This window comes from Streptomyces sp. NPDC006997 (assembly GCF_040635175.1).
Taxonomy (GTDB): Bacteria; Actinomycetota; Actinomycetes; order Streptomycetales; family Streptomycetaceae; genus Streptomyces.
In genome coordinates, this window is record NZ_JBEYHH010000009.1 from 107628 (window position 1) to 133792 (window position 26165).

Below are 26165 nucleotides of genomic sequence, written 5' to 3' on the forward strand. Positions count from 1 at the left end.
CCTGAACTCCATGCCGCCGCTGATGGAGCTGACCGACGCGCACGTGGTGCACCGCGCCCGCAGCGGCGGCGTGTTCGGCCGGGACCGGGTGTACGCCCTGACCGGCGCCGACCTGACCCTCTCCCCCGGCGAGACGGTCGGCGTCGTGGGCGAGTCCGGGTGCGGCAAGTCGACGCTGGCGAAGGTGCTGGTGGGCGTGGAGCGGCCGACGTGGGGGACGGTGGCGTACCGGGGCCGTGACCTGTGGGCGATGCCGCCCGCCGAACGGCGCCGGACGGTCGGCGCGGGCACCGGCATGGTCTTCCAGGACCCGTCGACGGCCCTGAACCGGCGACTGACGGTACGGCGCATCCTGCGCGACCCGCTGGACGTGCACCGGCGCGGCAGCGCGGCGCAGCGGGAGGCGCGGGTGCGGGAGCTGATGGCGCTGGTCGGGCTGCCGCGCGCGCTCGCGGACGGGCTGCCGGGGCAGCTCTCCGGCGGGCAGCGGCAGCGCGTCGCGATCGCCCGCGCGCTGGCCCTCGACCCGGACCTGGTGGTCGCGGACGAGCCGACCAGCGCGCTGGACGTGTCGGTGCGGGCGCAGATCCTGAACCTGCTGCTCGACCTGAAGGAACGGCTGGGCCTGGCGCTGGTGTTCGTGTCGCACGACATCCAGACCGTGCGGCGGATGAGCGACCGGGTGATCACCATGTACCTGGGCCGGATCGTCGAGGAGGCCCCGGCCGGCCGGGTCGGCGACCGGGCCTGTCACCCGTACACCCGGGCCCTGTTCTCGGCCACGCCCGGACTGCTCGACCCGCTGGACCCGATCCCGCTGACCGGTCCGGTGCCGTCGGCGGTGCGTCCGCCGAGCGGCTGCCCGTTCCGCACCCGGTGCTGGCGGGCGACGCAGGTCTGCGCCGAGTCGATGCCGCCGTTCGCCGAGGCGTCCGGGCCCGGCCACCGCTACCGTTGCCACCATCCGGTACCGGAGGACCAGCCGACCCGGGAACTGGTCGCCCAGGCCGCACCCCCCACGGAGCCCGCATGACCTTCCCCGCACCCCTCACCGGTGTCGTCCCGCCCGTCTGCACGCCCCTGACGCCGGGCGGCGAGGTCGACGTGGACTCGCTGCACGCGCTCGTCGACCATCTGGTGGGCGGCGGGGTGCACGGGCTGTTCGTGCTCGGGTCGACGTCGGAGACCGCCTATCTGACGGACCGGCAGCGGGAGCGGGTGGTGACGGAGACCGTGCGGCAGGTGGGCGGGCGGCTGCCCGTGCTGGCCGGGGCGATCGACCTGACCACGCCACGCGTCCTGGAGCAGGTCGCCCGGGTCACGGCGGCGGGCGCGGACGCGGTCGTCGTGACGGCGCCGTTCTACACCCGCACCCACCCGTCCGAGATCGCCCGCCACTTCCGGCTGGTCGCCGCCGCCAGCCCGGTCCCGGTCCTGGCGTACGACATCCCGTCCGCCGTGCACTCCAAGCTGCCGTCGGAGCTGGTGCTGGAGCTGGCGGCGGAGGGGGTGCTGGCGGGGCTGAAGGACTCCAGCGGCGACCAGGCGGGGTTCCGCCGGGTGGTGACCGGCGTGCGCTCCTTCCCCCACGCCCTCGACCCCGCTCCAGCGGGGGGGACCCCCGTGGCGCTCACCCGGTTCACCGTGCTGACCGGCTCCGAGGCCCTCGTCGACACCGCGCTCGCGATGGGCGCCGACGGGGCGGTGCCCGGTCTCGCCAACGTCGACCCGCACGGCTACGTCCGCCTGTACCGGCTGCACCGGGCGGGCGACGCGGACCTGGCCCGCGCCGAGCAGGAGCGGCTGTGCGCCCTGCTCGGCATGGTCGACGTCGGCGACGGCGCCCGGATGGGCGGGAGTTCGGCGGCGCTCGGCGCGTTCAAGGCGGCCCTGCACCTGCGGGGCGTCATCGCCTGCCCGGCGACGGCCGAACCGCAGGTGCCGCTGTCGGCGGACGAGGTGGCGCGGATCGGCAAGTACCTCGCGGCGGCCGGGCTGCTCTAGGGCGTGCTCCGCCACACGCCCTGGCGGTCGTTCACGTCGGACAGGCCGCCGAGGGCGAGCCTGCGGAACTCGATCGTCTCGTACGCGCCCGACTCCCCCGTCTCGTACAGCACCCCCACCGTCACCGGGTCGACCTCCACCAGGTCGGAGTAGGCGGCCCGCAGCTCGGACAGGGTGAGCACCCGGGTGAAGGAGGTGCCGCCGTCCGTGCTGCGCCACACCGCCATCGACCGGCGCGCGGTCGGCACCGACGGCGCGGACAGCAGCAGCGGCGCGCCCGGCATACTCAGCTGGAGCGCGCTGGCCTGCACCACCGGCACCGCGCCCAGCGTCGGCTGCGGGGCGTAGGGCCGGTCGAGGGTCTGGGCGCCGTCACTCGAGTGGGTGTCGAGGCGGTTGCCGGGCTCGGTGCCGTGCTGGTCGCGGGCGGAGAAGTACAGCCTGCCGTCGGGGAGTTCGGCGGCCGTGGACTCGTTGGCGTTGTGCGCGCCGTCGTAGGTGTCGTCGACGAAGCCGAGCTGCCAGGTGTGGCCGCCGTCGTCGCTGTAGAGGGCGTGGGCGCCGTAGTAGCGGAACTCCTGGCCGGTGTCGGAGGACCCGGCGGGCGGCGCGGTGGAGTGGTTGGCGGGGACGACGAGGCGGCCCGCGTGCGGGCCCCGGGTGAGGGCGACGGCGTGCCCGGGCCCGGTGGCGTACCAGCGCCAGCGGGCCGGTTTGACGGTGGCGGTGATCTCCTTCGGCGCGGTGAAGGAGCGGCCGTCGTCGGTGGAGCGCTGCACGAACACCCGGCGGCTCTCCGACGGCGTGGCCTCGCCGCGCATGATCTGCGCCTCGGTGACGTCGCCGCTGTTGTAGGAGCTGACCAGCACCACGGCGCCGGTGCCGGGGTCGACGACGGGCGCGGGGTTGCCGCGGGTGTCGCCGTTCCCGGCGGCGACCACGGCCAGCGGGTCCCAGGTGCAGCCGCCGTCGGTGGAGCGGCGGACGACGACGTCGATGTCACCGCTGTCCGCGGCGCCGTCCCGGCGGCCCTCGGCGAAGGCGAGGACGGTGCCCTGCCGGGTCGTGACGGCGGCGGGGACGCGGTAGGTGTCGTAGCCGCCGCGGCCCGAGGTGTACGGCACCGAGGAGGCGCAGCCGGGGGTGGCGGCGTGGGCGGGGGCGTGGGTCGCGAGCGGGGTGAGGAGTACGGCGGTGGTGAGGAGGGTGCGGCTCAGCAGTGTCATCCCTGTCCCTGACGGATCGTCGGACGCTGTTGATCACATGCTCCCCGGAGTGACCAGCCCCGACTCGTACGCCACGATCACCAGCTGCGCCCGGTCCCGCGCGCCGAGCTTGCCCATGATGCGGCTGACGTGCGTCTTCGCGGTGAGCGGGCTGAGGCCCAGGGACTCCGCTATCCCGGTGTTGTTCAGGCCCCGCGCGACCAGCGTGAGCACCTCGCGCTCCCGCTCGGAGAGGCGGTCCGGGCCGCCCGAGACGGGCATCGAGGGGCTGCGCAGAAACCGCTCGATCAGCCGTGCCGTGGGCCCCGGTGACAGCAGCGCCTCCCCGGCGGCGACGGTGCGGATCGCGTCGAGGAGTTCGGCCGGACGGGTGTCCTTCACCAGGAACCCGGAGGCTCCGGCGCGCAGCGCCTCCACGATGTTGTCGTCGGTGTCGTACGTCGTCAGGACCAGCACCTTCACGCCCGCGAGGTCCTCGTCGGCGGCGATCAGCCGGGTCGCCTCGATGCCGTCGAGGTCGGGCATCCGCAGGTCCATCACGACCAGGTCGGCGCGCTCGGCGCGGGCGAGGCGCACCGCCTCCCGGCCGGTCCCGGCCTGCCCGACGACCACCATGTCCGGGGCCGACTCCACGAGCATGGTGAACGCGGCCCGCACCAGCGTCTGGTCGTCGGCGAGCAGTACGCGGATCATCTCTCCCCCTCACGCTCGCCGCCGAGCGGCAGTACGGCGGTCACCTCGAAGCCCTGCTCCGCGCCCGGCCCGGCGTCCAGCGTGCCGCCGACGCTGCGGGCGCGTTCCCTCATGCCGATCAGGCCGAACCCGGGGGACGCGCTGCCCTGGCCCCTGCCGTCGTCGGTGACCGTCACGCGCAGGGCGCCCGTCTCCTCGTACACCCGGACCCGGACGGTGAGGTCGTCGCGCCCGCCGTGCCGGACGGCGTTGGTCAGCGCCTCCTGCACGATCCGGTAGGCGGCGGCGCCGACCGCGGGCGGCACGTCCCCGGCGTCCAGGGACAGCTCGACCTTGGCGCCCGCGGCGTCCGCGAGGTCGGCCAGGCCCTTCAGGTCGGGCAGCGGGCCCCGCACGTCGGGGGTGTCGTGTTCGCGCAGCACCTCCAGGGTGGTGCGCAGTTCGCCGCGCGCGGTGCGGCAGGTCTCGGCGATGTCGTCGAGGGCGCGGGCGACGGCGGCGCGGTCCAGGCGCTCGGGGTCGGCGGCCAGGACGTGCGCGGCGACGGAGGTCCGCACGCCGATCAGGGTGATGCTGTGGGCGAGCAGGTCGTGCAGGTCGCGGGCGACCCGCAGCCGCTCCTCGGCGACGCGGCGGCGCGCCTCCTCCTCGCGGGTGCGTTCGGCGCGTTCGGCGCGCTCCACGATCGCGGCGACGTACTGCCGGTAGTAGCGCACGGAGATGCCGCCCAGCAGGACCGAGATCACCCAGCCGGAGATCCGCAGCAGTTCGATGGCCTGCTTGGCCTCGCCGAAGGTGAGCATCACGGTGAGGACGACGCCGAGGACGGTCACCCCGGTGAACAGGGTGCGCAGCGGGCGGCCGGTGACGGCGACGGTGTAGAGCGCGACGTACGCGGCGGGCGTCGGGGCGGCGTGGTTGTAGTCGAGGCCGTGGTACGGGCCGACCAGGCAGACCTCGGCGGCGAGCACCAGCAGCGGTCGGCGGCGCCGCCACACCAGCGGGACCTGCGCGGCCAGCAGCAGGGTCCAGCCGACCGCGCCGGGGCGGCGGCCCTCGTCGGTGAGCAGGGCGATGGTGACGGCGATGACGGCGCTGGCCACGGCGAGCAGGACGTCGTTGCGCAGGCCGTGCGGGGCGGTGCGCGGGTCGCGGTTGACGACGGCCATGATCCGCTCGCCGACGCCGGGCGCGGGGGCCGCTGGGATGGTTGCCTGCACGGGTCCATCTTCCGGGAGGAGGGCGCCCCTCCGGTCGTGGAGGGGCGCCCGGGGGAGGTATGTCACACCGGTTCGGGCTGCCGCTGGGGCGTGACCGGCTCGGGTTCCTTCGACAGCCGTCCGGGCCACCACACCCGGCGCCGCAGCAGCACGCTCGCGGTGGTCACCAGGTAGGTCCGCACGAGGAAGGTGTCCAGCAGGACGCCGACCGCGATGACGAAGCCGAGTTCGACCAGCGCGACCAGGGGCAGCGTGGTGAGCACGGCGAAGGTGGCGGCGAGGACGACGCCCGCGGAGGCGATGACGCCGCCGGTGGTGCGCAGCGCGGTGAGCGCCGCGGCCTGCGGTTCGGTGCCCGCGAGGGACTCCTCGCGCATCCGGTGCATCAGGAAGATGCCGTAGTCCACGCCGAGGGCGACGAGGAAGACGAAGGAGAGCAGTCCGAGACCGCCGTCGGTGCCGTCGAAGCCGAACAGCGGGCCGAAGACGAGGCCGCCGATGCCGAGGGCGGCGCCCCACACCGCGACGACCGCGAGGAGCAGCAGCAGCGGCGCGACGAGGCTGCGCAGCAGGCCGACGAGGATCACGAAGACGGCGGCCAGCACCAGCGGCACGATGACCTCGCGGTCCCGGGCCTGGCTGTCGGCGAGGTCGAGCTGCTGGGCGCTGGGCCCGCCGACGTAGGCGCCGTCGGCGTCGTCGAGCGCGGTGCGCAGGGCCTCGATGGTGCGGGTCTCGGCGGCGGTCTCGGGGGCGGCGGTGGCGTACACGGTGATCTCGGTCCAGCCCGCGCCGCTGCGTCCGGCCGCCGCCTCCGCGACGCCGTCGGTGGCGCGGACGTCGTCGAGGACGGCGGCGGCGCGGTCGGCGGGGGCGATCACGGTGATGGGCTGGCTGCCGCGTTCGGGGTAGGCGGCGGCGAGGGTCTGTCCCGCGGTGATGGACTCGGGCCGGTCGGTGAAGGAGTCCTCCTGCTTGAGGTTGCCGGGCTGGTTGAGGACGCCCAGCGCGAGCGCGCCGAGCAGGACGGCGCCCCCGGCGAGGACGACGGCGGGGCGGCGGGTGGCGGAGGTGCCCATCGCCGCGAACAGGGAGCGGCGGGCCTTGGGCGTGCTGCCGAAGGCGGGTACCAGCGGCCAGAACACGCGCCGCCCGAGCAGTACCAGGACGGCGGGCAGCAGCGTCGTCATCGCCACCAGCGCGGCGAGCACGCCGACCGTGCCGACCGGGCCCATGCCGCTGCTGCTGTTGAGGTCGGCGGCGAGCAGGCACAGCAGTCCGGCGGCGACGGTGCCGGAGGAGGCGAGGACCGCCGGTCCGCAGCCGCGCAGGGCGGCGCGCATGGCGTCGTAGGGGCGTTCGTGGCGGCGTAGCTCCTCGCGGTAGCGGGAGATGAGCAGCAGGGCGTAGTCGGTGCCCGCGCCGAGGACGAGGACGGTCATCACGCCGCCGCTCTGGCCGGTGATGGTGACGTCGAGGAGTTCGTGCATCCCGTAGGCCGCGGCCATCGCCATGGACGCGGCGACGCCCGCGACGGCGAGCGGCACCAGCCACAGGAAGGGGCTGCGGTAGATGAGGATCAGCAGCACGGTGACGACGCCGAGGGTGGCCAGCAGCAGGGTGCCGTCGATGGTCTCGAACACCTTGCCCATGTCGGTCTGGAGGGCTCCGGGGCCGCCGACCTCGACGGTGAGCCCGTCGCCGCCGTCGGTGATCTCGCGCACCCCGTCCACGAAGGCGTTGCGGGCCTCCTCGTCCTGGCCGGGCTGGGTGCTGGAGACCGGGTACATGAGGGTGGTGCCGTCGGCGGACGGGACCGCCCGGGGCGTGCCCGTGAGGTCGTAGGCGTCGCCCACCTCGGTGAGCTGCCGGGCGGCGGTGTCGCGGTCGGCGTCGGTGAGGCCGCCGTCGCGGTGGTACACGAGCACCAGGTCGGTCGACTCGCCGCCGGGGAGCCGGTCCTGGACGCGGGCGACCTGGGTGGAGTCGGCGCTGTCCGGGAGGTAGTCGACGGCGCGGTTTTGCTGTACGTCGCCGAACTTGCCCGCGAGTGGCCCGGCGAGCACGAGCGCGGCCAGCCACAGTCCGATCACCGCCCACGGGACCAGGCGTCGTCGCCGGGTGCTCACTGTCGTCGCTGTCCTGGGTCCCCCCATCGGGTGGGTCTCCCTCCGCTCGGTGTCCGGGTCGACTCCAGACTCCCGGTGGGCACGCGCCGAAACGTCCGGCGCGGGGGCGACTTCGCGGGTACGGCGAGGGGTGACAAGCGCGGTGGACTACTCCCCGGGGAGTACCGGGCGCTGCCGCGAGGGCGTACCGGGCGGCGCTACGAGGGGGTGCCCGCCGCCGTCAGCAGTCGCTCCACGTCGGCCGTGGTCAGGGTGAGCGCGGCGCCGACGGTGGCGAGGACCTCGCGCTCGGCGGCGGTGTAGGGGCCGTCGGCGAGGGCGATACGGGCGCCCTGGAGGAGGATCGACTCGCGTCCGGGGGGCGCGAGGTGCGGGGCGAGCGGGTCGAGGGCCTCGTGGAGTTCTATGGCGAGTCCGGGACCGCAGGGCTCCCCGAAGATCCGCCCGGTGTCGGCGGCGAGCGCCTCGACGAGGGCGTTGAGCTGTTCCTCCGTGCAGTCCTGGAACCCGGCGGCGCGCACGGCGCCCGCGGCGGCGGACAGGGAGGTCGGGGTGCGGGTGTTCCCGGCGGCGAGCACGGCGAGGGCGACGGTGTGCACGGCGTCGCGGAGCATCGCGGAGAAGCGGATGGTGGTGGGGTGGTCGAGGACGTCGGTGCCGAAGTGGCGGCGGCAGGCGGCGCACTCCACGACCGGTCCGGCCTCGCCGCGCGGCAGCACGGGCAGGCCGAGCAGGGTGAAGCGGCGGTGTCCGGTCAGCCGCTGGTAGTTGCGGTCGCCGCCGCAGCCGGGACAGAAGAACTGTCCGTCGCCGACCGGCGTCCACGCGGTGCGGGTGCCCAGGACGCGCGCGAAACGGAACGCACGGCCATTCTGTCCCTGTTCAGGCAGCACGTCGCAGCACCTCCGTAACCCCGCGGCAACATCGCCGCGCTGGCGTGATGTTAGCCACATCAGCGACGTCCAGTCAGCCCCCGGACGAGACCTCTCCGTGACCTGCGTCGCCGGATGGCCGGTATACGACGGGGTCCCGCCCGCCGGTCGACGGCGGACGGGACCCTGAAACCCCCGGTCAGAGGGGGTCAGCGAGCCGCTCGGTTGACGGCGGAGACGACCGCCTTCAGCGAGGCACGTGTCGTGTTCGCATCGATGCCGATGCCCCACAGGACCTTGTCGTCGATCGCGCACTCGATGTACGAGGCGGCCTGCGCGGAGGCGCCCTCGCTCATCGTGTGCTCCTGGTAGTCCAGCAGCCGGGCGTCGACGCCGATGCCCTGCAGGGCGTGGAAGAACGCGGAGATCGGGCCGTTGCCGCTGCCGACCAGGGTGACCTCGGCGCCGTCGACCTCGGCCTCGACGGTGAGGGTGTCCACACCGTCCTTGTCGGTGGTGGACTGGCCGTTCCTCAGCTGGATCCGGCCCCACGGGTTGCCGGGGTTGGGCAGGTACTCGTCCTGGAAGACCGCCCAGATGTCGCGCGGCGTGACCTCGCCGCCCTCGGCGTCCGTCTTGGCCTGGATGATCCTGGAGAACTCGATCTGCATCCGGCGGGGCAGTTCCAGCTTGTGGTCGTTCTTCAGGACGTAGGCGATGCCGCCCTTGCCGGACTGCGAGTTCACGCGGATGACGGCCTCGTAGGACCGGCCGACGTCCTTGGGGTCGATCGGCAGGTACGGCACGGCCCACTCGATGTCGTCGACCGTGACGCCCTTCGCCCTGGCGTCGGCCTCCATCGCGTCGAAGCCCTTCTTGATGGCGTCCTGGTGGGAGCCGGAGAAGGACGTGTAGACCAGGTCGCCCACGTACGGGTGGCGCGGGTGGACCTCCATCTGGTTGCAGTACTCCCACGTACGACGGATCTCGTCGATGTCGGAGAAGTCGATCTGCGGGTCCACGCCCTGCGAGAACAGGTTCATGCCCAGCGTGACCAGGTCGACGTTGCCGGTGCGCTCGCCCTGCCCGAACAGGCAGCCCTCGACCCGGTCGGCCCCGGCCATCAGCGCCAGCTCGGCCGCCGCCACCGCCGTACCGCGGTCGTTGTGCGGGTGGACGGACAGGCAGACGAACTCGCGGCGGGACAGGTTGCGGCCCATCCACTCGAACCGGTCGGCGTGCGTGGACGGCGTGGAGCGCTCCACGGTCGCGGGCAGGTTCAGGATGATCTCGCGGTCCGGGCCGGGCTGCCAGACGTCCATGACGCCCTCGCAGACCTCCAGCGCGAAGTCCAGCTCGGTGTCGGTGAAGATCTCGGGGCTGTACTGGTAGCCGAAGTGCGTCTCGTCGCCCAGCAGCTTCTCCGCGTACTCCATCACCAGCCGGGTGCCGTCCACGGCGATCTGCCGGATGTCGTCCCTGGAGCCCCGGAAGACGACCCGGCGGAAGACCGGCGCGGTGGCGTTGTACAGGTGGACGGTGGCGCGGTGGGCGCCGCGCAGGGACTCCACGGTCCGCTCGATCAGGTCCTCGCGGGCCTGCGTCAGCACGGAGATCGTCACGTCCTCGGGGATGGCGCCGGGCTCCTCGATGATCGACCGTACGAAGTCGAAGTCGGTCTGCCCGGAGGCCGGGAAGCCGACCTCGATCTCCTTGTAGCCCATCGTGACCAGCAGGTCGAACATGGCCCGCTTGCGCACCGGGGACATCGGGTCGATCAGGGCCTGGTTGCCGTCGCGCAGGTCGGTGGAGAGCCAGCGGGGGGCGGCGGTGACGCGCTGGTCGGGCCAGCCGCGGTCGGGGATGCCGACCTGCTCGTAGCGGCCGTACTTGTGGATCGGCATGGGGCTGGGCTGCTGGCGGTTGGCCATGTCTGCGGGGCTCCTCAGGGTGTCCGGAAGGACGGCCGACGACGCAACACCAAGCTCCGCGGGGAGGGAGTCGGCCTCGACTACAGGCCCTCGCCGCGGCAGCTAAGGAGAAGCAGCCCGAAACGCATGATGCGCAGCATGTTAGCCGAGCCGGTCCAGAACGCGGGGTCACGTCCCAGTATGCGGGACCGCGGGGCCTTCCAGCGGGGCGAGCGAGCCGCCACGGACCCGCATCCGATAGCACAGAGCGACCGATCATGGAGCCCACACCCCCACAATTCACCAATCATGGTGGCGCCTAGTGACAGCGCGTACACGCGGTGCCATGGTGCCGCCATGACCACAAACGGGGGCCGCAGGCCCGTCTTCTGCACGATCGTCCCGCCCCACGTCCTCGACCGGCTCGCCCAGGCCGAGGACCCCGCACTCTCCGGTCCCGCCCGCCGCACCCTGCAACGCGACGCCTACGAGCGCACCCAGCGCCGCCTCACCACGGTGCTGGGCGCGCCCGCCGTCGCCGTCTCCGAGGCCGCCGAGGCCGGCACCCCGCACCGCACGGTCTACGACGCCCAGCACCGGACCGGCCTGCCCGGGAGGAAGGTCCGCGGCGAGGGCGACACCCCCGGCAGGGACGCCACGGTCAACCGCGCCTACGCCGGTCTCGGCGCCACCTTCGAGCTGCTGCTCACCGCCTACGGCCGCGACTCCGTCGACGGCGCGGGCCTGCCGCTCAACGCGACCGTCCACTACGGCGAGGACTACAACAACGCCTTCTGGAACGGCGAGCAGATGGTGTTCGGCGACGGCGACGGCGAGATCTTCCTCGACTTCACGATCGCCGTCGACGTCATCGGCCACGAGCTGGCCCACGGCGTCACCCAGCACACCGCCAACCTCACCTACTTCGGGCAGCCGGGCGCGCTGAACGAGTCGATGTCGGACGTCTTCGGCTCACTGATCAAGCAGTACACCCTCGGCCAGAGTGCCGCCGACGCGGACTGGCTGATCGGCGCGGGCCTGCTCGCCCCGCGCGTCACCGGCGAGGCGCTGCGCTCGATGAAGGCCCCGGGCACCGCGTACGACGACGACGTCCTCGGCAAGGACCCGCAGCCCGCGACGATGGACGACTACGTGCGCACCGGCCGCGACAACGGCGGCGTCCACATCAACTCCGGCATCCCCAACCACGCCTTCTACCTCGCCGCGACCGCGCTCGGCGGCAACGCCTGGGAGAAGGCGGGACAGGTCTGGTACGACGTGCTCACCGGCGGCGAGCTGAAGGAGGACGCCTCCTTCGCGGAGTTCGCCACGCTCACCGTCGGCGCGGCCCGCGCCCGCTTCGGCGGCGGCGACGAGCTGGACGCCGTGGCGAAGGCGTGGGAGCAGGTGGGGGTGGACACCGCGTAGTTCCGTACTAGACATACACCCATGCGTATTCAGGTACGGCGCACGGGAGGGTTCGCGGGCATCGAGCGCCATGCCGAGGTGGACACCTCGGGACGGCCCGACGCGGCGCAGTGGCAGGCCCTGGCCGAACAGGCGGTGGCGTCCGGCCGGGGCACGCCCCCCGCGGGGGTGCCCGACGGGTTCGGCTACCAGATCACGGTGGACGGCCGCACGGTGTACTGCGCGGACCCGGGACTGACCGACGAGCAGCGGCGGCTGATCAGCCGGGTGCTGAAGGAAGGGGCGTGACTCCCGGCGGGGGTTGCGGTGGTGGGGCGGCGGCCGGATGATCCGGGTGCATGGCCACCGAACCGCCTCCGCGTCCGCGCCCCCGCCCGCCCCTGCCGCGCTTCCCGGCGGACTTCCTCTGGGGCGTGTCCACGTCGGCCCACCAGATCGAGGGCGCGGCGGAGCTGCGGGAGCCGTCGGTCTGGGACACCTTCACGGCGGAGCCCGGCCGGGTGCGGGACGGCTCCACGGCCGCCGTCGCCTGCGACCACTTCCACCGCCACCGCGAGGACGTGGCGCTCCTCGCCGACCTGGGCGTGGACGCGTACCGCTTCTCGGTCTCCTGGCCGCGGGCCCGGTCGCCGAAGGGGCTCGACTTCTACGACGCGCTGGTGGACGACCTGTGCGCGGCGGGCGTGCGCCCGGTGCCCACGCTGTTCCACTGGGAGCTGCCCGACGGCCTGGACTGGCTGGACCGGGACACGGCGTACCGGCTGGCCGACCACGTGGCGCGGGTGGTGGACCGGCTCGGTGACCGGGTCGGGAAGTGGATCACCCTGAACGAGCCCGCCGAGCACACCCTCCTCGGGCACGCCCTGGGCACCCACGCCCCCGGCAGGCGGCTGCTGTTCGACGCGCTGCCCGTGGCCCACCACCAGCTCCTCGCCCACGGTCTCGCGGTGCGCGCGCTGCGGGCGGCGGGCGCGACGGACGTCGGGATCGCCAACTCGCACGGCCCGGTGTGGCCCGCGTCGTCCGGGGGCGCGGACACGGAGGCGGCGGAGTTCTACGACGTCCTCCTGAACCGGCTGTTCGCGGAGCCGGTGCTGCGGGGCGCCTACCCGTCCGGCCTGGGTGAGCTGATGCCGGGCGACGACGTGGCGGCGGACCTGGAGGTCATCGCCGAGCCGGTCGACTGGTACGGCGTGAACTACTACGCGCCGACGAAGGTGGGCGCCCCGCGCGGTACGGAGACCGACTTCGGCGGGGTGCGGATGCCCGCGGAGCTGCCGTTCTCCGTCCTGCCGGTCGAGGGGCTGCCGACGACGGACTTCGGCTGGCCGGTGGCGCCCGCGGCGCTGACCGAACTCCTCACCGGCTTCCGCGAGCGGTACGGCGACCGGCTCCCCCCGGTCGTCATCACCGAGAACGGCTGCTCCTACCGGGGGCTGGACGACCAGGACCGGATCGCCTACCTGGACGCCCACGTCCGCGCCCTGCACGAGGCGCTGACGGCGGGCGTCGACGTGCGCGGCTACTTCGTGTGGTCGCTGCTGGACAACTTCGAGTGGGCGGAGGGCTACACCCAGCGGTTCGGGCTGGTGCACGTCGACTTCGGGAGCGGGACCCTGGAGCGCGTCCCGAAGGCGTCGTACGCCTGGTACCGGGAGGCGCTGCGCGGGCAGCGGCGGTGAGGGGAGCGGCTCAGAAGCCCAGCCTGCGGAGCTGCTTGGGGTCGCGCTGCCAGTCCTTGGCGACCTTGACGTGCAGGTCGAGGAAGACGGGCGTGCCGAGGAGGGCCTCGATCTGGCGGCGGGACTTGATGCCGACCTCCTTCAGGCGCTTGCCCTTGGGGCCGATGATGATGCCCTTCTGGCTGGGGCGCTCGATGTAGACGTTGGCGTGGATGTCGAGCAGCGGCCGGTCGGCGGGGCGGTCCTCGCGCGGCAGCATCTCCTCGACGACGACGGCGATGGAGTGCGGCAGCTCGTCGCGTACGCCCTCCAGCGCGGCCTCCCGGATCAGCTCCGCGATCATGATCTGCTCGGGCTCGTCGGTGAGGTCGCCCTCGGGGTAGAGGGCGGGGCCCTCGGGGAGGAGGGGGACGAGCAGGTCGGCCAGGAGGCCCACCTGCTGGTCGCCCACCGCGGAGACCGGCACGATCTCCGCCCACTCGAAGCCCAGCTCCTTGCCGAGCTGGTCGACGGCGATGAGCTGCTCGGCGAGGGCCTTGCTGTCGACGAGGTCGGTCTTGGTGACGATCGCGATCTTCGGGGTCTTCCTGATCGACGCCAGTTCCTTGGCGATGAACCGGTCGCCGGGGCCGAGCTTCTCGTTGGCGGGCAGGCAGAAGCCGATCACGTCGACCTCCGCCCAGGTGGTGCGCACCACGTCGTTGAGGCGCTCCCCGAGCAGGGTGCGCGGCTTGTGCAGGCCCGGGGTGTCCACCAGGATGAGCTGCGCGTCCGGCCGGTGCACGATGCCGCGCACGGTGTGCCGGGTGGTCTGCGGCTGGTTGGCGGTGATGGCCACCTTCTGGCCGACCAGGGCGTTCGTGAGGGTGGACTTGCCCGCGTTGGGACGGCCCACGAAGCAGGCGAAGCCCGCCCGGTGCGCGGTCTCGGCGGGCTCTGCGGAGGACGGGGTACGAACGCTCATGGCGCCCATTCTCCCTGATCGCCGGAGCCGTGCCGCACCGCTCACTCCCGGTGAGGTTCCGGAAACCCGTACGCAATGAAACACGGCGGAAACACCGTCGTACACGGCCGGAAACCCGGTGCGGTGAGTCTCGTGCGGACCCCGACCCCGTTGGAGACCACCGTGACCCTGGCCGCGTCCCCCCTCGACACCGGCGACACCGCCTGGCTCCTCGCCGCGACCGCGCTGGTGCTGCTGATGACCCCGGGCCTCGCCCTGTTCTACGGCGGCATGGTCCGCACGAAGAGCGTCCTCAACATGCTGATGATGAGCTTCGTGTCGATCGCGCTGGTCACCGTGGTGTGGCTGGTCGCCGGGTACTCGCTGGTGTTCGACGCGGACGCGGGCGGCGCGGGCCTGCTCGGCGGCCTGGACCACCTCGGCATGGCGGGCCTCGGCCCGGACAGCGTGCGGGGCACGGTGCCGACGCTGCTGTTCGCCACCTTCCAGCTCACCTTCGCCGTCATCACCGCGGCGCTGGTCAGCGGGGCGATCGCGGACCGGGCCAAGTTCGGGGCGTGGCTGGTCTTCGTGCCGGTGTGGACGCTGCTGGTATACGTTCCGGTGGCGCACTGGACCTGGGGTCCCGGCGGCTGGATCCTGGACCGCCTCGGCGCCCTGGACTTCGCGGGCGGACTGCCCGTCGAGATCACCTCAGGCGCCTCCGGGCTGGCGCTGGCGCTGGTCCTGGGCCCGCGGCTGGGCTTCAAGAAGGACGCGATGCGCCCGCACAACCTGCCCATGGTGATGCTCGGCGCCGGTCTGCTCTGGTTCGGCTGGTTCGGCTTCAACGCGGGCTCCGCGCTCGGCGCCAACGGGCTGGCCGCCGCCGCCTTCCTCAACACCTTCGCCGCCGGGTGCACCGGACTGCTCGGCTGGCTCTTCGTCGAGCAGCTCCGCGACGGCCACCCCACCACCCTCGGCGCCGCCTCCGGCGTGGTCGCGGGCCTGGTCGCCATCACCCCGTCGTGCGGCTCGGTCTCCCTGCTCGGCGCGCTCGTCGTCGGCCTCGCCGCGGGCGTGGTCTGCTCGTACGCCGTGGGCTGGAAGTTCAGGCTGGGCTACGACGACTCCCTGGACGTCGTCGGGGTGCACCTGGTCGGCGGGGTCGTCGGCACCCTGCTGATCGGCGTCTTCGCCGTCGACTCGATGACCGGCGGGCCCGAGGGGCTGCTGTACGGCGGCGGGCTCACGCAGCTCGGCAAGCAGCTCGTGGCGATCGTCGCGGTGGCGGTGTACGCCTTCGCCGTGACGTACGGCGTCGGCAGGCTGATCGACCGGGCGATGGGCTTCCGCGCGAGCGAGGAGCAGGAGCACACCGGCCTGGACCTTACGGTGCACGCCGAGACGGCCTACGATCACGGGGTCCTGGGGCACGGCGCCCCGGTCACCTCCTCCCCCGTCGGCTCCCCCGCCCGGAAGACCAAGGCCTAAGCCATGAAACTCATCACCGCGATCGTCAAGCCGTACCGCCTCGACGAGGTCAAGACGGCACTCCAGGAGATCGGCGTCCAGGGCCTGACCGTCTCCGAGGCCAGCGGCTACGGGCGGCAGCGCGGCCACACCGAGGTGTACCGCGGCGCCGAGTACCGGGTCGACCTGGTGCCGAAGATCCGTATCGAGGTCGTCGTGGAGGACGCGGAGTCGGAGACCGTGATCGACACGATCGTGAAGGCCGCGCAGACCGGGAAGATCGGCGACGGCAAGGTGTGGGCGCTGCCCGTGGACACGGTCGTACGGGTGCGGACCGGTGAGCGCGGGCCGGACGCGCTGTAGCGGGACGCCCGGCGCCCGGCCCGGGACGGCCCCGCTCAGCTCGCGGGGACCGTCTCCCGTACCGCTCCGTCCGGGCCCGCCACCAGGACCGGCGTTCCGGCCCCGCCCAGGTCACGGACGGCCGCCAGGTCGTCCGCCGAGGCCGCCGCGGCCTCCGTCACCACCGCCGCCGCCTCCAGCGACTTCGCGCCGGACGCCACCGCCATCGCCACCGCCGTCTGCAGGGCGGTGAGCTTCAGGGAGTCCAGGGCGACGGTCCCGGCGACATACGTCCGCCCCGTCTCGTCGCGGACGGCGGCGCCCTCCGGGACGCCGTTGCGGGCCCGCGCGGAACGGGCCAGGGTCACGATCTTGCGGTCCTCGGGGTCGAGCGCGCTGCTGTCGGTCATGGGGTGAGCATACGTAAGGGTCAGGGCCGGTCCAGGCGCAGGCGGTCCGCGCGCGGCAGGCCCGCCACCACCAGGTCGTAGGAGTCCTCGACCAGCTCCCGCACCAACGCGTCGGGGAGGGAGCCGTCGGCGGTGACCGTGTTCCAGTGGCGCTTGTTCATGTGGTAGCCGGGGACGACCAGGCCCTCGTGGTCGGCACGCAGCCGCAGGGCGTCCTCCGGGTCGCACTTGAGGTTGACCGTCAGGGGCCGGCCGCCCAGGTCGGTGAGGGCGAACATCTTGCCGCACACCTTGAACACCGACGTCTCCGGGTTGAAGGGGAACTCCTCCACGGTGGCGTTGAAGGAGAGGCAGAACGCGCGCAGTTCCTCGGGGCTCACTCCGGTCCGTCCCCTTCCCCGGACGGCACGTGGGCCGCCGCGACCGGCTCCGCCAGCACCGTCACGATCTTGTTCCGGCGGCCCGCGGCGGCCTCCGCGGTCAGCCGCAGCGCCCGCCCGTCGGGGAGTTCGACGACCGAGGACGCCCCGGCGATCGGCACCCGGCCCAGCGCCTTGGCCATCAGCCCGCCGACGGTCTCCACGTCCTCGTCGTCGAACGCCTCCAGTCCGTACAGCTCACCGAGGTCACCGATGTCGAGCCGGGCGGTGACCCGGAAGCGGTCGTCGCCCAGCGCCTCGACGGGCGGCAGCTCACGGTCGTACTCGTCGGTGATCTCCCCGACGATCTCCTCCAGGATGTCCTCGATGGTGACGATCCCGGCCGTGCCGCCGTACTCGTCGATGACGACGGCGACGTGGTTGCGTTCCTTCTGCATCTCGCGCAGCAGGTCGCCCGCGTTCTTGGTGTCGGGCACGAAGAACGCCGGGCGCATCGCCGTGGACACCAGCTCGCTCTCCGCGTCCCGGCTGATGTGCGTCTTGCGGGCGAGGTCCTTCAGGTACACGATCCCGACGACGTCGTCCTCGCTCTCGCCGGTGACCGGGATCCGGGAGAAACCGGAGCGCAGGGCGAGGGTGAGGGCCTGCCGGATGGTCTTGTACCGCTCGATCACGACCAGGTCGGTGCGGGGCACCATCACCTCGCGGACGAGGGTGTCACCGAGTTCGAAGACGGAGTGCACCATGCGGCGCTCCTCGTCCTCGATCAGGGACTCCTTCTCCGCCAGGTCGACCAGCGCCCGCAGCTCCGCCTCGGAGGCGAACGGGCCGCGCCGGAAGCCCTTGCCGGGGGTGAGGGCGTTGCCGATGAGGATCAGCAGCGACGGGATCGGCCCCATGACCCTGGCGAGCGGGACGAGGACGTACGCCGCCGCGGTGGCCGTGTTCAGGGGGTGCTGGCGGCCGATGGTCCGCGGGGAGACCCCGACGGCGACGTACGACACCAGCACCATCACCGCGATGGCGACCAGCAGCGCCTCGGTGGTGCCGTCGAACTCGCGCAGGCACAGGTAGGTGACGATCGCCGCGGCGGCCATCTCGCAGGCGACGCGGACCAGCAGCGCCACGTTGAGGTAGCGGGTGGGGTCGGCGGCGACCTTGGCGAGCCGGGCGCTGCCGCGCCGCCCGGAGCGGACCGCCTCGTCGGCGCGGAAGCTGGAGACCCGGGCGAGGCCCGCCTCCGCGCTGGCGGCGAGCCAGGCGACGACCACCAGGGCGATCGCGCCCAGGACCAGTTGCGGACTCATGACACGGTCGGCGCGGGCGACGGACCGGTCATGCCCCGCTCACCGCGCCAGCCGTCCACGATGGCGGCCTGCAGGCCGAACATCTCGGCCTTCTCGTCCGGCTCCTCGTGGTCGTAGCCGAGCAGGTGCAGCACACCGTGGACGGTGAGGAGGTGCAGTTCCTCGTCCATGGTGTGCTGCGTGGGCGCCTCCGCCCCCTGCTTGGCGGCGACCTCCGGGCACAGCACGATGTCCCCGAGCAGCCCCTGCGGGGGCTCGTCGTCGTCCTTGGACGGCGGGCGCAGCTCGTCCATCGGGAAGGACATGACGTCGGTGGGCCCGGGCAGGTCCATCCACTGGATGTGCAGTTGCTCCATGGCGTCGGCGTCCACGACGATCACCGACAGTTCGGAGAGCGGGTGGATGCGCATCCGCCCGAGCGCGTAGCGGGCGATGTCGAGGATCGCCTGCTCGTCGACCTCGGTTCCGGACTCGTTGTTCACGTCGATCGACATGGTGCGGTGCTTGTCTACTTCCCCTTGTGCGCGGACTTGCCCCGGCCGCCCTTGTGGGCGCCGTTCTGGGTGCCGTGCGTGGTGTCGTACTTCTCGTAGGCGTCGACGATACGGCCCACCAGCTTGTGCCGGACGACGTCCTGCGACGACAGCCGCGAGAAGTGGACATCCTCGACGCCGTCCAGGATGTCCTGCACCTGCCGCAGCCCGGACTTGGTGCCGTCGGGCAGGTCGACCTGGGTCACGTCGCCCGTGATCACGATCTTCGAGTCGAACCCGAGCCGCGTGAGGAACATCTTCATCTGCTCGGGACTCGTGTTCTGCGCCTCGTCCAGGATGATGAAGGCGTCGTTCAGGCTCCTGCCGCGCATGTACGCCAGCGGCGCCACCTCGATCGTCCCCGCCGCCATCAGGCGCGGGATCGAGTCGGGGTCGAGCATGTCGTGCAGGGCGTCGTAGAGCGGGCGGAGGTAGGGGTCGATCTTCTCGTAGAGGGTGCCGGGGAGGAAGCCGAGGCGTTCGCCCGCCTCCACCGCGGGGCGGGTCAGGATGATGCGGTTGACCTGCTTGGACTGGAGGGCCTGGACCGCCTTGGCCATGGCCAGGTAGGTCTTGCCGGTGCCCGCGGGGCCGATGCCGAAGACGATGGTGTGGTGGTCGATGGCGTCGACGTACCGCTTCTGGTTGAGCGTCTTGGGGCGGATCGTACGGCCGCGCGAGGACAGGATGTTCTGCGTGAGGACCTGCGCCGGGGTCTCCGGGCCGTCGCTCTCCCCGTTCTCGCTCGCCCTGAGCATGGCGATCGAGCGTTCCACTGCGTCCTCCGTCATCGGCTGCCCGGTGCGGAGCACGAGCATCATCTCGTCGAACACGCGCGAGACGAGGGCGACGTCCGCCGCGTCGCCGACCGCGCTGATCTCATTGCCCCGGACATGGATGTCGACCGCCGGGAAGGCCTTCTCGATCACGCGCAGGAGGGCGTCGCCGGAGCCCAGGACGGTCACCATCGGGTGCGCCGCGGGGACGGTCAGCCGCACTTTCGCCTGCCCCTGCGCGGGGGTGTGAGCTGTGGGTGTCTGAGTCATGGGCTGGCCAGCCGGCCTGCACGTCCTCCTCGATACGACTCGCCCGCCACGAGGGCGGCCTGGCGACTTCCAGGGTACGCCGGGGGACTGACAACGCCGTAGGGCTTTTCGTCGGATGATCGCCCTACCTCACGGCGCCCGCCTCACGCCGAGCGGCGGAAGCCGATCGTCGGGACCGCGCGGCGCAGCGGCCACGGGCGGGCCGTGGCGGGGAGCAGCCCGGCCAGGAACGCGTACCGCCGTAGCGCCGCCGGGTCCTGGTCGGCGACCGACTGCACCCGCCGCCACCAGGCCGCGACCTCCGACCAGCCGGGCGCCGACAGGGAGCCGCCGAACTCCTGCACCGACAGGGCCGCCGTGAGCCCGGCGAAGGCCAGCCGGTCGGCGAGCGGCCAGCCCGCGAGGGTGCCGGTGACGAACCCGGCGACGAAGACGTCCCCCGCGCCGGTCGGGTCCAGGGCCTCCACCTCGATGGCGGGGACCTCTGCGGTCTCGCCGGTGCGGCGGTCCACGGCGTAGGCGCCGTCCGCGCCGAGGGTGACGACGGCGAGCGGCACGTGGTCGGTGAGGGCGCGGGCCGCGGCGCGCGGGCAGGTGGTGCGGGTGTAGCGCATCGCCTCCTCCGCGTTCGGCAGGAACGCCTCGCAGTGCGCGAGGTCGGTGAGGCCCGCCAGGTCCCAGGCGCCGGTGTCGTCCCAGCCGACGTCGGCGAAGATCCGGGTGCCCTTGGCGGCGGCCTGCGCGATCCACGGGGCGCGCTTGCCGGGCTCCAGCGCGGCGACGGCCGCCCGCGCGTACGGCGGGCAGTCGGGGGCGGGTTCCTCGGGCGGGGGCTCGTGGCCGTGCGAGACCATCGTGCGCTCACCCTCGTACGCCATGGAGACCGTGACCGGCGAGTGCCAGCCGGGGACCGTGCGGGAGGGGCCGAGGTCGATGCCCTCGCCGCGTTCCAGGGCGTCCCAGCAGTAGTCGCCGTAGTGGTCGTCGCCGAACGCGGCGGCCAGGCACGTCCGCAGGCCGAGGCGGGACAGCGCGGCGGCCATGTTGGCGACCCCGCCGGGGCTGGAGCCCATGCCGCGCGCCCAGGACTCGGTGCCGCGCACCGGGGCGGAGTCGAGGCCGGTGAAGATGATGTCGAGGAAGACGGTGCCCGTGAGGTACACGTCCCAGGGCGGGTCCTGCGGCGCGCGCAGTCCGGCCAGCGGGTCCGTCTGGGCCCGATGGTGCAGCGCCTCGGCGGGGCCGGGCGGTTTCCTGCCGGTGACGGTGACGGCGGATGCGTTGGTCGCGGTCACGGTGCGCTCCTGAGAGGGTGCGGATCAGGCCAGTCTGCACCACCCCACTGACAACGCGCCGTCCCTCCTGACCGGCCGGTGCCTTCGCCCGGCGGATGTCAGCCGTCCCCGGCGCGCGTCACCAGCGCGGCACCGACGGCGTCACCCACCCCGGGTCCGCGGCCCGCATCGCCGCCGCGTCGTCGCGGTCCCGCAGCGCGCCGTCGTCGTCCAGCCAGCGGCGGTGCAGGCGTCGTAGCTCGGCGCGGTCGAGTTCGACGCCGAGGCCGGGGGCGTCGGAGACCGTGACGCCGCCGTCCTCGAAGGTGAGGCGCCGGGTGAGGACGTCCTCGGACTGCCAGGGGTAGTGGGAGTCGCAGGCGTGGTGGAGGTTCGGCACGGTGGCCGCGACGTGGGTCATCGCGGCCAGCGAGATCCCCAGGTGGGTGTTGGAGTGCATGGACACCCCGACGCCGAAGGTCCGGCAGATCGCCGCGAGTTGCTGGGTGTTGCGCAGTCCGCCCCAGTAGTGGTGGTCGGAGAGCACGACCTGCACGGCGCCCCGCGTGAACGCCTCCTCGATCTCCGCGAACGTCGTCACGCACATGTTGGTCGCCAGCGGCACGTCGGTCCCCGCCGCGACCTCGGCCATCGCGGGCGTGCCCAGCGCCGGGTCCTCCAGGTACTCCAGGACGTCGCCGAGTTCCGCGGCGACCCGCAGCGAGGTCGCCACGGACCACGCCCCGTTGGGGTCGAGCCGCAGCGGGCGCCCGGGGAACGCCCGCGCGAGCGCGCGCACGGCGGCGATCTCCTCGTCCGGCGGGAGGACGCCGCCCTTGAGCTTGTACGAGGTGAAGCCGTACCGCTCGGTGAAGGCGCGGGCCTGGGCGACGATCCCCGCCGGGTCCAGCGCGGCGCCCCAGTCGTCCCGCTCCGCCGCGACCCCGGCCGGGTGGGCGTCCCACTTGTAGAACAGGTACGCGCTGTACTCGACCGCGTCGCGCACCTTGCCGCCGAGCAGCGCGTGCACGGGCAGCCCGAGGGTCTTGCCGAGGGCGTCCAGACAGGCCACCTCGAACGCCGAGGCGACGGACAGCCGCAGCTTGTCGGCGGTCTGGACGCCGCGCAGCCCGCCGACGTCGACCTGGTCGCGCACCCGTGCGGAGTCCACCGCCACCTCGTCCGCGACGGTGAACAGCCCGTTCAGATCGGTGACCCGCCGTCCCTTCAGCTTCTCCGCGAACGGCCGGGCCAGCTCCAGGTACTTGGTGTCGCCGTACGTCTCCCCGACGCCCGTCACCCCGTCGGCGGTCTCCACCTCCACGATGAGCCGGGGCGTGTACGGCTGGTGCACGCCCTGCGTGTTGAGCAGCGGCGGGTCGGCGACCAGGATCGGCGTCAGCCGGACGTCGGTGAGGGTGAGGTTCACGGGCCACTCCTCCGCTGTCCACATATGAGAATGGAAGCCATGTACGCGAACTAGAGTCGCGACGCTCCTACCCCTCCTCCCCCACCCCAAACGGAAGGTGACCTACATCACACCGCCACGCGCCTTTCACGCCTTCTTCACGCACGCCCCCGCTTGATACAAATTGCCCGCGCCTTCCTGTCTGTCGACGGACGTCGCGCAATCCCCCGCTTTGTGCCACTTCTTTCGCATGTCCTGGGAACGCCCGTGTCCGCCCGCACCCCCACGCCCCGGCCCCTCGTCGCCCTCTTCACGGCCGGGCACCTCGCCCCCTACCTGCTGCCGACCGTCGTCGGCCGCTTCGACTCGGGGCTTCCGCTCACCGCCACCCAGTCCGGCGCCGTCGGCAGCGCGCTGCTGCTGAGTTCGGCGTCGGCGGGGCTCCTGCTCGCCTCCCGCGTCCACCGCGTCGGCCCGCGCGTCCTGGCCCGGCTCGGGCTGACGCTCGCCGTCGTCGGCTACGGCGGGGCCGCGCTCACCGGCTGGCTGCCCGCGGTCGTCGTGGGCGCGATGGTCGGCGGCTTCGGCTCCGGTACGGCCACCGCCGTCGCCGCCACCCTGGTCGCGGGGCGGCCCGACCCGCACCGGACCACCACGCTGGGGCTGCTCAGCGTCTCCGCCCTCGCGGGCGCCGTCTACCTGACGGTCCCGCGCCTCGGCCCCGGCCACGGCCTGCCGCTGCTGGCGATCGCGCTCACCGCGCTGGCCGTCTGGCCGCTCACCGGCCGCCTCGACACCGCCCGGACCGACCCGCGGCGCCGCGCCGACGCCAGCACCGGCCTGCCCCACCGGCGGGCCGGGCTGGTCCTCGCCGGGACCCTGCTGTGCTGGTCCCTCGCCCAGAACTCCCTGTGGGGCGTCAGCGGACGCATCGGCCTCACCCAGGCCCACCTCAGCGAGGTCACCGTCGGCGCGGTGTTCGCCGTCGCGCTGGGCGCCGGGCTGGTGGGCGTGGTGCTGGCGGGGGCGCTGGGGCCGCGGCTCGGGCTCGCCCTGCCGATCGGCGGGGGTACGGCGGTCATCGGCGCGTGCGTCGCGCTGAGCGCGGGGGCGACGGACCTCGCGACGTTCGCCGCGGGGGAGGTCGCGTGGAACGCGCTGTACCCGATCGTGCTGTCGTACGTCATCGGGCTGGCCGCGTCCCTGGACGGGCGGGGGCGGTGGGCGGTGCTGGTGGGAGCGGCGTCCTCACTGGGGACGGCGGCGGGACCGGTCACCGGCGGTGTGCTGGCGGCGGGGGTCGGTTACCCGGCGATGGGCGCGGTGTTGGCGGGTGGGCTGCTTGTTGTCGCCGTGCCGATGACGGTCGTCGCCCTGCGGGCGGGGCGGCGGGCGGTGCCGGTGGTTCCGGTTCCGGTGGAGGTCGCGGCGGAAGAACGCGCCTACGAGGCTGCCACGGCTGCGTGAGGCGCGGGTGCGTGAGGCGCGGGTGCGTGGCGGCTTGTCGCGCCCGCGCGGCGGAGCCGCACAGCGACAGGGCCCCGCGCCCCTCGTGGGGCGTTCACCACTCGTAGGTGTCCACTTCCGCCAGGTAACGCGCCCTCTTCTCCTCCTCGTCGTCCAGGAACGCGGCGAGGAAGGAGTTGCGGGCCAGTTCGCGCTGGCGTTCCTCCGTGAGGCGCAGGGCCCGGAAGTTGTCGTCGGCGTAGCCGCCGAAGTACGCCGGGTCGTCGGAGTTGACCGTGCACATCAGGCCCGCGTCGAGCATCGCGGGGAGGGGGTGGGCGGCCAAATCGGGTACGGCGCGCAGGCGGACGTTGGACAGGGGGCACACCGTCAGGGGTACGCGGTCGCGGACCAGGCGGGCCACCAGCCCCGGGTCCTCCAGGCAGCGCAGGCCGTGGTCGATCCGCTCGACGCCGAGGATGTCGAGGGCCTCGGTGACGTACTCCGGCGGCCCCTCCTCGCCCGCGTGGGCGACCCGGCGCAGGCCGAGCGCGGCGGCGGCCTCGTACACCTCGCGGAACTTCGCCGGCGGGTGTCCGACCTCGGCGGAGTCGAGGCCGACGCCGGTGACGCGGTCGAGGTACGGCTTGGCGGCGGTCAGGGTGTCCATGGCCGACTCGGCGGACTCGTCCCGCAGGAAGCACATGATCAGGCGGGTGGAGACGCCGTGCCGGGTCTCGCTCGCGCCGAGGGCACGCCACAGGCCCTCGACGACCGTCCCCATGGACACGCCGCGGGCGAGGTGGGCCTGCGGGTCGAAGAAGACCTCCGCGTGCCGGACGCCCTGCGCGGCGGCGCGGGCGAGGTAGGCGTCGGCGAGGTCCGCGAAGTCCCGCTCGGTGCGCAGCACCGCCATCAGCGCGTAGTACAGGTCGAGGAAGGACTGGAGGTCGTCGAAGTCGTACGCCGCGCGGATCGCGTCCGTGTCGGCGTACGGCAGTTCGACACCGTTGCGGGCGGCCAACTCGAAGGCCAGCTCCGGCTCCAGGGTGCCTTCGATGTGCAGGTGAAGCTCAGCTTTGGGCAGTGGCATCAGGGAATGGTACGGCCGTTTCACCTGCGCTTCGGGACCGGCACCGTCAGCAGATCGTGGGCGACGGTCAGCTCGCCCTCGTATCCGGCGGCCCGCGCCTGGCGTTCGAAGTCGTCCGGGTCGGAGTAGCGCTGGCTGAAGTGGGTGAGGACCAGGTGCCGTACGCCCGCCTCGCTGGCGACCCGGGCGGCCTGTCCGGCGGTGAGGTGGCCGTGCTCGACGGCAAGGTGCTCGTCCTCGTCGAGGAAGGTGGACTCGATGACGAGCAGGTCGCAGCCCTCGGCGAGCGCGTACACGCCGTCGCACAGCCGGGTGTCCATGACGAACGCGAACCGCTGTCCGCGCCGGGCCTCGCTCACCTCGTCCAGGGTGACCCCGCCGAGGACGCCCTCGCGCTGGACGCGGCCGATGTCCGGGCCCCTGACGCCGTGCGCGGCGAGCCGCTCGGGCAGCATCCGGCGGCCGTCGGGTTCGACGAGCCGGTAGCCGTAGGACTCCACGGGGTGGGACAGCTTCCGCGCCTCCAGGCGGTACGCGCGCGTGCTGGCCAGGTCGCCGTCGGTGTCGACGGGGGCCTCGGTGATGCCGACGGTCTCGCGGTAGGCGGTGGCGTACCGGAGCCGGTCGAAGAAGCGCTGGCCGGAGCGCGGGTAGTGGGCGGTGACGGGGTGCGGGACCCGGTCCAGGTTGACGCGCTGGATCACCCCGGCGAGGCCGAGGGAGTGGTCGCCGTGGAAGTGGCTGACGCAGATGCGGTGGATGTCGTGGGCGGCGACCCCGGCGCGCAGCATCTGCCGCTGGGTGCCCTCGCCGGGGTCGAACAGGATGCCCTCGCCGTCCCAGCGCAGCAGGTAGCCGTTGTGGTTGCGGTGCCGGGTCGGGACCTGGCTGGCGGTGCCGAGGACGACGAGTTCACGTACGGACACGTCGGCTCACCCGGGGGGCCACTGCAGGCCCCGGCCGCCCAGGACGTGGGCGTGGGCGTGGAAGACGGTCTGTCCGGCGCCGCCGCCGGTGTTGAGGACGACGCGGTAGCTGTCGAGCTTCTCGTCGTCGGCGACGGCCTGGGTCTCGCGCAGCACGTCGGCGGCGAGTTCCGGGGCTCCGGCGGCGAGCGCGGCGGCGTTGGGGTAGTGCGCCTTGGGGATCACCAGGACGTGGGTGGGGGCCTGCGGGTTGATGTCGCGGAACGCGACGGTGGTGTCCGTCTCGCGAACGACGGTCGCGGGGATCTGCCCCGCGACGATCTTGCAGAACAAGCAGTCGTCCTGTGGTTCGCCTGCCATGCGTGTCGTGCCTCCTGACGCGGGTGGTCCGTTGACCCCGGCATCGTAGCGAGCGGTGGG

Annotated in this window: 25 protein-coding genes; 8 read left to right on the forward strand and 17 right to left on the reverse strand. The window is 73.2% G+C overall.

Translation table 11 applies throughout. The annotated features are described in order from the left end of the window. Positions 1–10 precede the first annotated feature (10 nt). Together ABZ659_RS11475 and ABZ659_RS11480 are read left to right on the forward strand one after the other, a co-directional pair. Positions 11–1033, forward strand: a complete 1023-nt coding sequence (locus ABZ659_RS11475; protein ID WP_360216893.1) for an ABC transporter ATP-binding protein — start codon at positions 11–13, stop codon at positions 1031–1033. After that, positions 1030–2004 (forward strand): dihydrodipicolinate synthase family protein, encoded by a 975-nt coding sequence (locus tag ABZ659_RS11480; RefSeq protein WP_360216612.1) that lies wholly within the window; start codon positions 1030–1032, stop codon positions 2002–2004. Before ABZ659_RS11475 ends, ABZ659_RS11480 begins: the two co-directional genes overlap by 4 nt. Here ABZ659_RS11480 and ABZ659_RS11485 read toward each other — a convergent pair. The 6 genes from ABZ659_RS11485 to leuA all read right to left on the reverse strand — a co-directional run bounded on the left by ABZ659_RS11485 (position 2001) and on the right by leuA (position 10075). Further along, positions 2001–3230 (reverse strand): sialidase family protein, encoded by a 1230-nt coding sequence (locus tag ABZ659_RS11485; RefSeq protein ID WP_360216615.1) that lies wholly within the window; start codon positions 3228–3230, stop codon positions 2001–2003. The two genes, ABZ659_RS11480 and ABZ659_RS11485, sit on opposite strands and share 4 nt — an antisense overlap. 33 nt (positions 3231–3263) lie before the next feature. Continuing rightward, positions 3264–3923, reverse strand: coding sequence for a response regulator transcription factor (locus tag ABZ659_RS11490; protein ID WP_360216618.1), 660 nt, complete (start codon positions 3921–3923; stop codon positions 3264–3266). Further along, positions 3920–5092: a histidine kinase gene (locus ABZ659_RS11495; RefSeq protein WP_360216896.1), complete on the reverse strand. Its 1173-nt coding sequence runs from the start codon at positions 5090–5092 to the stop codon at positions 3920–3922. The genes ABZ659_RS11490 and ABZ659_RS11495 overlap by 4 nt, the downstream gene beginning before the upstream one ends. Positions 5093–5205: 113 nt before the next feature. Continuing rightward, positions 5206–7299: an MMPL family transporter gene (locus tag ABZ659_RS11500; protein ID WP_360216621.1), complete on the reverse strand. Its 2094-nt coding sequence runs from the start codon at positions 7297–7299 to the stop codon at positions 5206–5208. A gap of 170 nt (positions 7300–7469) precedes the next feature. Next, complete coding sequence (locus tag ABZ659_RS11505; protein ID WP_360216624.1) at positions 7470–8165, reverse strand: TerB family tellurite resistance protein; 696 nt, start codon at positions 8163–8165, stop codon at positions 7470–7472. Positions 8166–8353: 188 nt separating this feature from the next. After that, the gene (gene leuA, locus ABZ659_RS11510) at positions 8354–10075 is read right to left on the reverse strand and encodes a 2-isopropylmalate synthase (protein ID WP_360216627.1); all 1722 of its coding nucleotides are present in this window, start codon (positions 10073–10075) and stop codon (positions 8354–8356) included. Between the two features lie 336 nt (positions 10076–10411). On the opposite strand from leuA, the gene ABZ659_RS11515 reads away from it, so the two are divergent. Genes ABZ659_RS11515 through ABZ659_RS11525 form a run of 3 tightly spaced genes read left to right on the forward strand, consistent with a single transcriptional unit; the run spans position 10412 to position 13164 of the window. Then, a complete protein-coding gene (locus ABZ659_RS11515; protein WP_360216630.1) occupies positions 10412–11482 on the forward strand; it encodes a M4 family metallopeptidase in 1071 nt (356 codons plus the stop codon). 21 nt (positions 11483–11503) lie between these two features. Continuing rightward, positions 11504–11770 (forward strand): protealysin inhibitor emfourin, encoded by a 267-nt coding sequence (locus ABZ659_RS11520; protein WP_360216633.1) that lies wholly within the window; start codon positions 11504–11506, stop codon positions 11768–11770. A gap of 50 nt (positions 11771–11820) precedes the next feature. After that, complete coding sequence (locus ABZ659_RS11525; protein WP_360216636.1) at positions 11821–13164, forward strand: family 1 glycosylhydrolase; 1344 nt, start codon at positions 11821–11823, stop codon at positions 13162–13164. Positions 13165–13174: 10 nt separating this feature from the next. Here ABZ659_RS11525 and era read toward each other — a convergent pair whose 3' ends face one another. Beyond that, positions 13175–14128, reverse strand: a complete 954-nt coding sequence (era, locus tag ABZ659_RS11530; RefSeq protein WP_360216639.1) for a GTPase Era — start codon at positions 14126–14128, stop codon at positions 13175–13177. 162 nt (positions 14129–14290) lie between these two features. Between era and ABZ659_RS11535 the strand changes: the two genes are divergently transcribed. Together ABZ659_RS11535 and ABZ659_RS11540 are read left to right on the forward strand one after the other, a co-directional pair. Further along, entirely contained in the window at positions 14291–15601 is a 1311-nt protein-coding gene (locus tag ABZ659_RS11535) for an ammonium transporter (protein ID WP_360216899.1), read from the forward strand. A gap of 3 nt (positions 15602–15604) precedes the next feature. Beyond that, positions 15605–15943, forward strand: a complete 339-nt coding sequence (locus ABZ659_RS11540) for a P-II family nitrogen regulator (protein WP_360216642.1) — start codon at positions 15605–15607, stop codon at positions 15941–15943. Between the two features lie 35 nt (positions 15944–15978). On the opposite strand, the gene ABZ659_RS11545 is transcribed toward ABZ659_RS11540, so the two are convergent. From ABZ659_RS11545 to ABZ659_RS11575, 7 genes are all read right to left on the reverse strand, one after another. Beyond that, positions 15979–16332 carry a cytidine deaminase gene (locus ABZ659_RS11545; protein ID WP_360216645.1) on the reverse strand — a complete coding sequence of 118 codons (354 nt, stop codon included), beginning with the start codon at positions 16330–16332 and terminating at the stop codon, positions 15979–15981. A 20-nt stretch (positions 16333–16352) separates the two neighbouring features. Beyond that, a complete protein-coding gene (locus tag ABZ659_RS11550) occupies positions 16353–16712 on the reverse strand; it encodes an MmcQ/YjbR family DNA-binding protein (RefSeq protein ID WP_360216648.1) in 360 nt (119 codons plus the stop codon). Continuing rightward, positions 16709–18019, reverse strand: coding sequence for a hemolysin family protein (locus ABZ659_RS11555; RefSeq protein ID WP_360216651.1), 1311 nt, complete (start codon positions 18017–18019; stop codon positions 16709–16711). Before ABZ659_RS11555 ends, ABZ659_RS11550 begins: the two co-directional genes overlap by 4 nt. Continuing rightward, positions 18016–18513 (reverse strand): rRNA maturation RNase YbeY, encoded by a 498-nt coding sequence (ybeY, locus tag ABZ659_RS11560; protein ID WP_360216654.1) that lies wholly within the window; start codon positions 18511–18513, stop codon positions 18016–18018. Before ybeY ends, ABZ659_RS11555 begins: the two co-directional genes overlap by 4 nt. Positions 18514–18527: 14 nt before the next feature. Further along, on the reverse strand, positions 18528–19598 hold the full coding sequence (locus ABZ659_RS11565) for a PhoH family protein (protein WP_360216657.1): 1071 nt from the start codon (positions 19596–19598) through the stop codon (positions 18528–18530). Between the two features lie 143 nt (positions 19599–19741). After that, positions 19742–20827 carry a PfkB family carbohydrate kinase gene (locus ABZ659_RS11570; protein WP_360216902.1) on the reverse strand — a complete coding sequence of 362 codons (1086 nt, stop codon included), beginning with the start codon at positions 20825–20827 and terminating at the stop codon, positions 19742–19744. 184 nt (positions 20828–21011) lie between these two features. Further along, a complete protein-coding gene (locus ABZ659_RS11575; RefSeq protein WP_360216660.1) occupies positions 21012–22301 on the reverse strand; it encodes a glucarate dehydratase family protein in 1290 nt (429 codons plus the stop codon). A 246-nt stretch (positions 22302–22547) separates the two neighbouring features. On the opposite strand from ABZ659_RS11575, the gene ABZ659_RS11580 reads away from it, so the two are divergent. Next, positions 22548–23747, forward strand: a complete 1200-nt coding sequence (locus ABZ659_RS11580) for an MFS transporter (protein ID WP_360216663.1) — start codon at positions 22548–22550, stop codon at positions 23745–23747. Between the two features lie 94 nt (positions 23748–23841). On the opposite strand, the gene ABZ659_RS11585 is transcribed toward ABZ659_RS11580, so the two are convergent. From ABZ659_RS11585 to ABZ659_RS11595, 3 genes are read right to left on the reverse strand one after another with little or no spacing between them, the layout of a single operon-like run. Further along, entirely contained in the window at positions 23842–24819 is a 978-nt protein-coding gene (locus ABZ659_RS11585; RefSeq protein ID WP_360216666.1) for an adenosine deaminase, read from the reverse strand. 20 nt (positions 24820–24839) lie between these two features. Further along, complete coding sequence (locus tag ABZ659_RS11590; RefSeq protein WP_360216669.1) at positions 24840–25745, reverse strand: ribonuclease Z; 906 nt, start codon at positions 25743–25745, stop codon at positions 24840–24842. Positions 25746–25751: 6 nt separating this feature from the next. Further along, positions 25752–26105, reverse strand: coding sequence for a histidine triad nucleotide-binding protein (locus ABZ659_RS11595; RefSeq protein ID WP_360216672.1), 354 nt, complete (start codon positions 26103–26105; stop codon positions 25752–25754). Between the last annotated feature and the right edge of the window lie 60 nt (positions 26106–26165).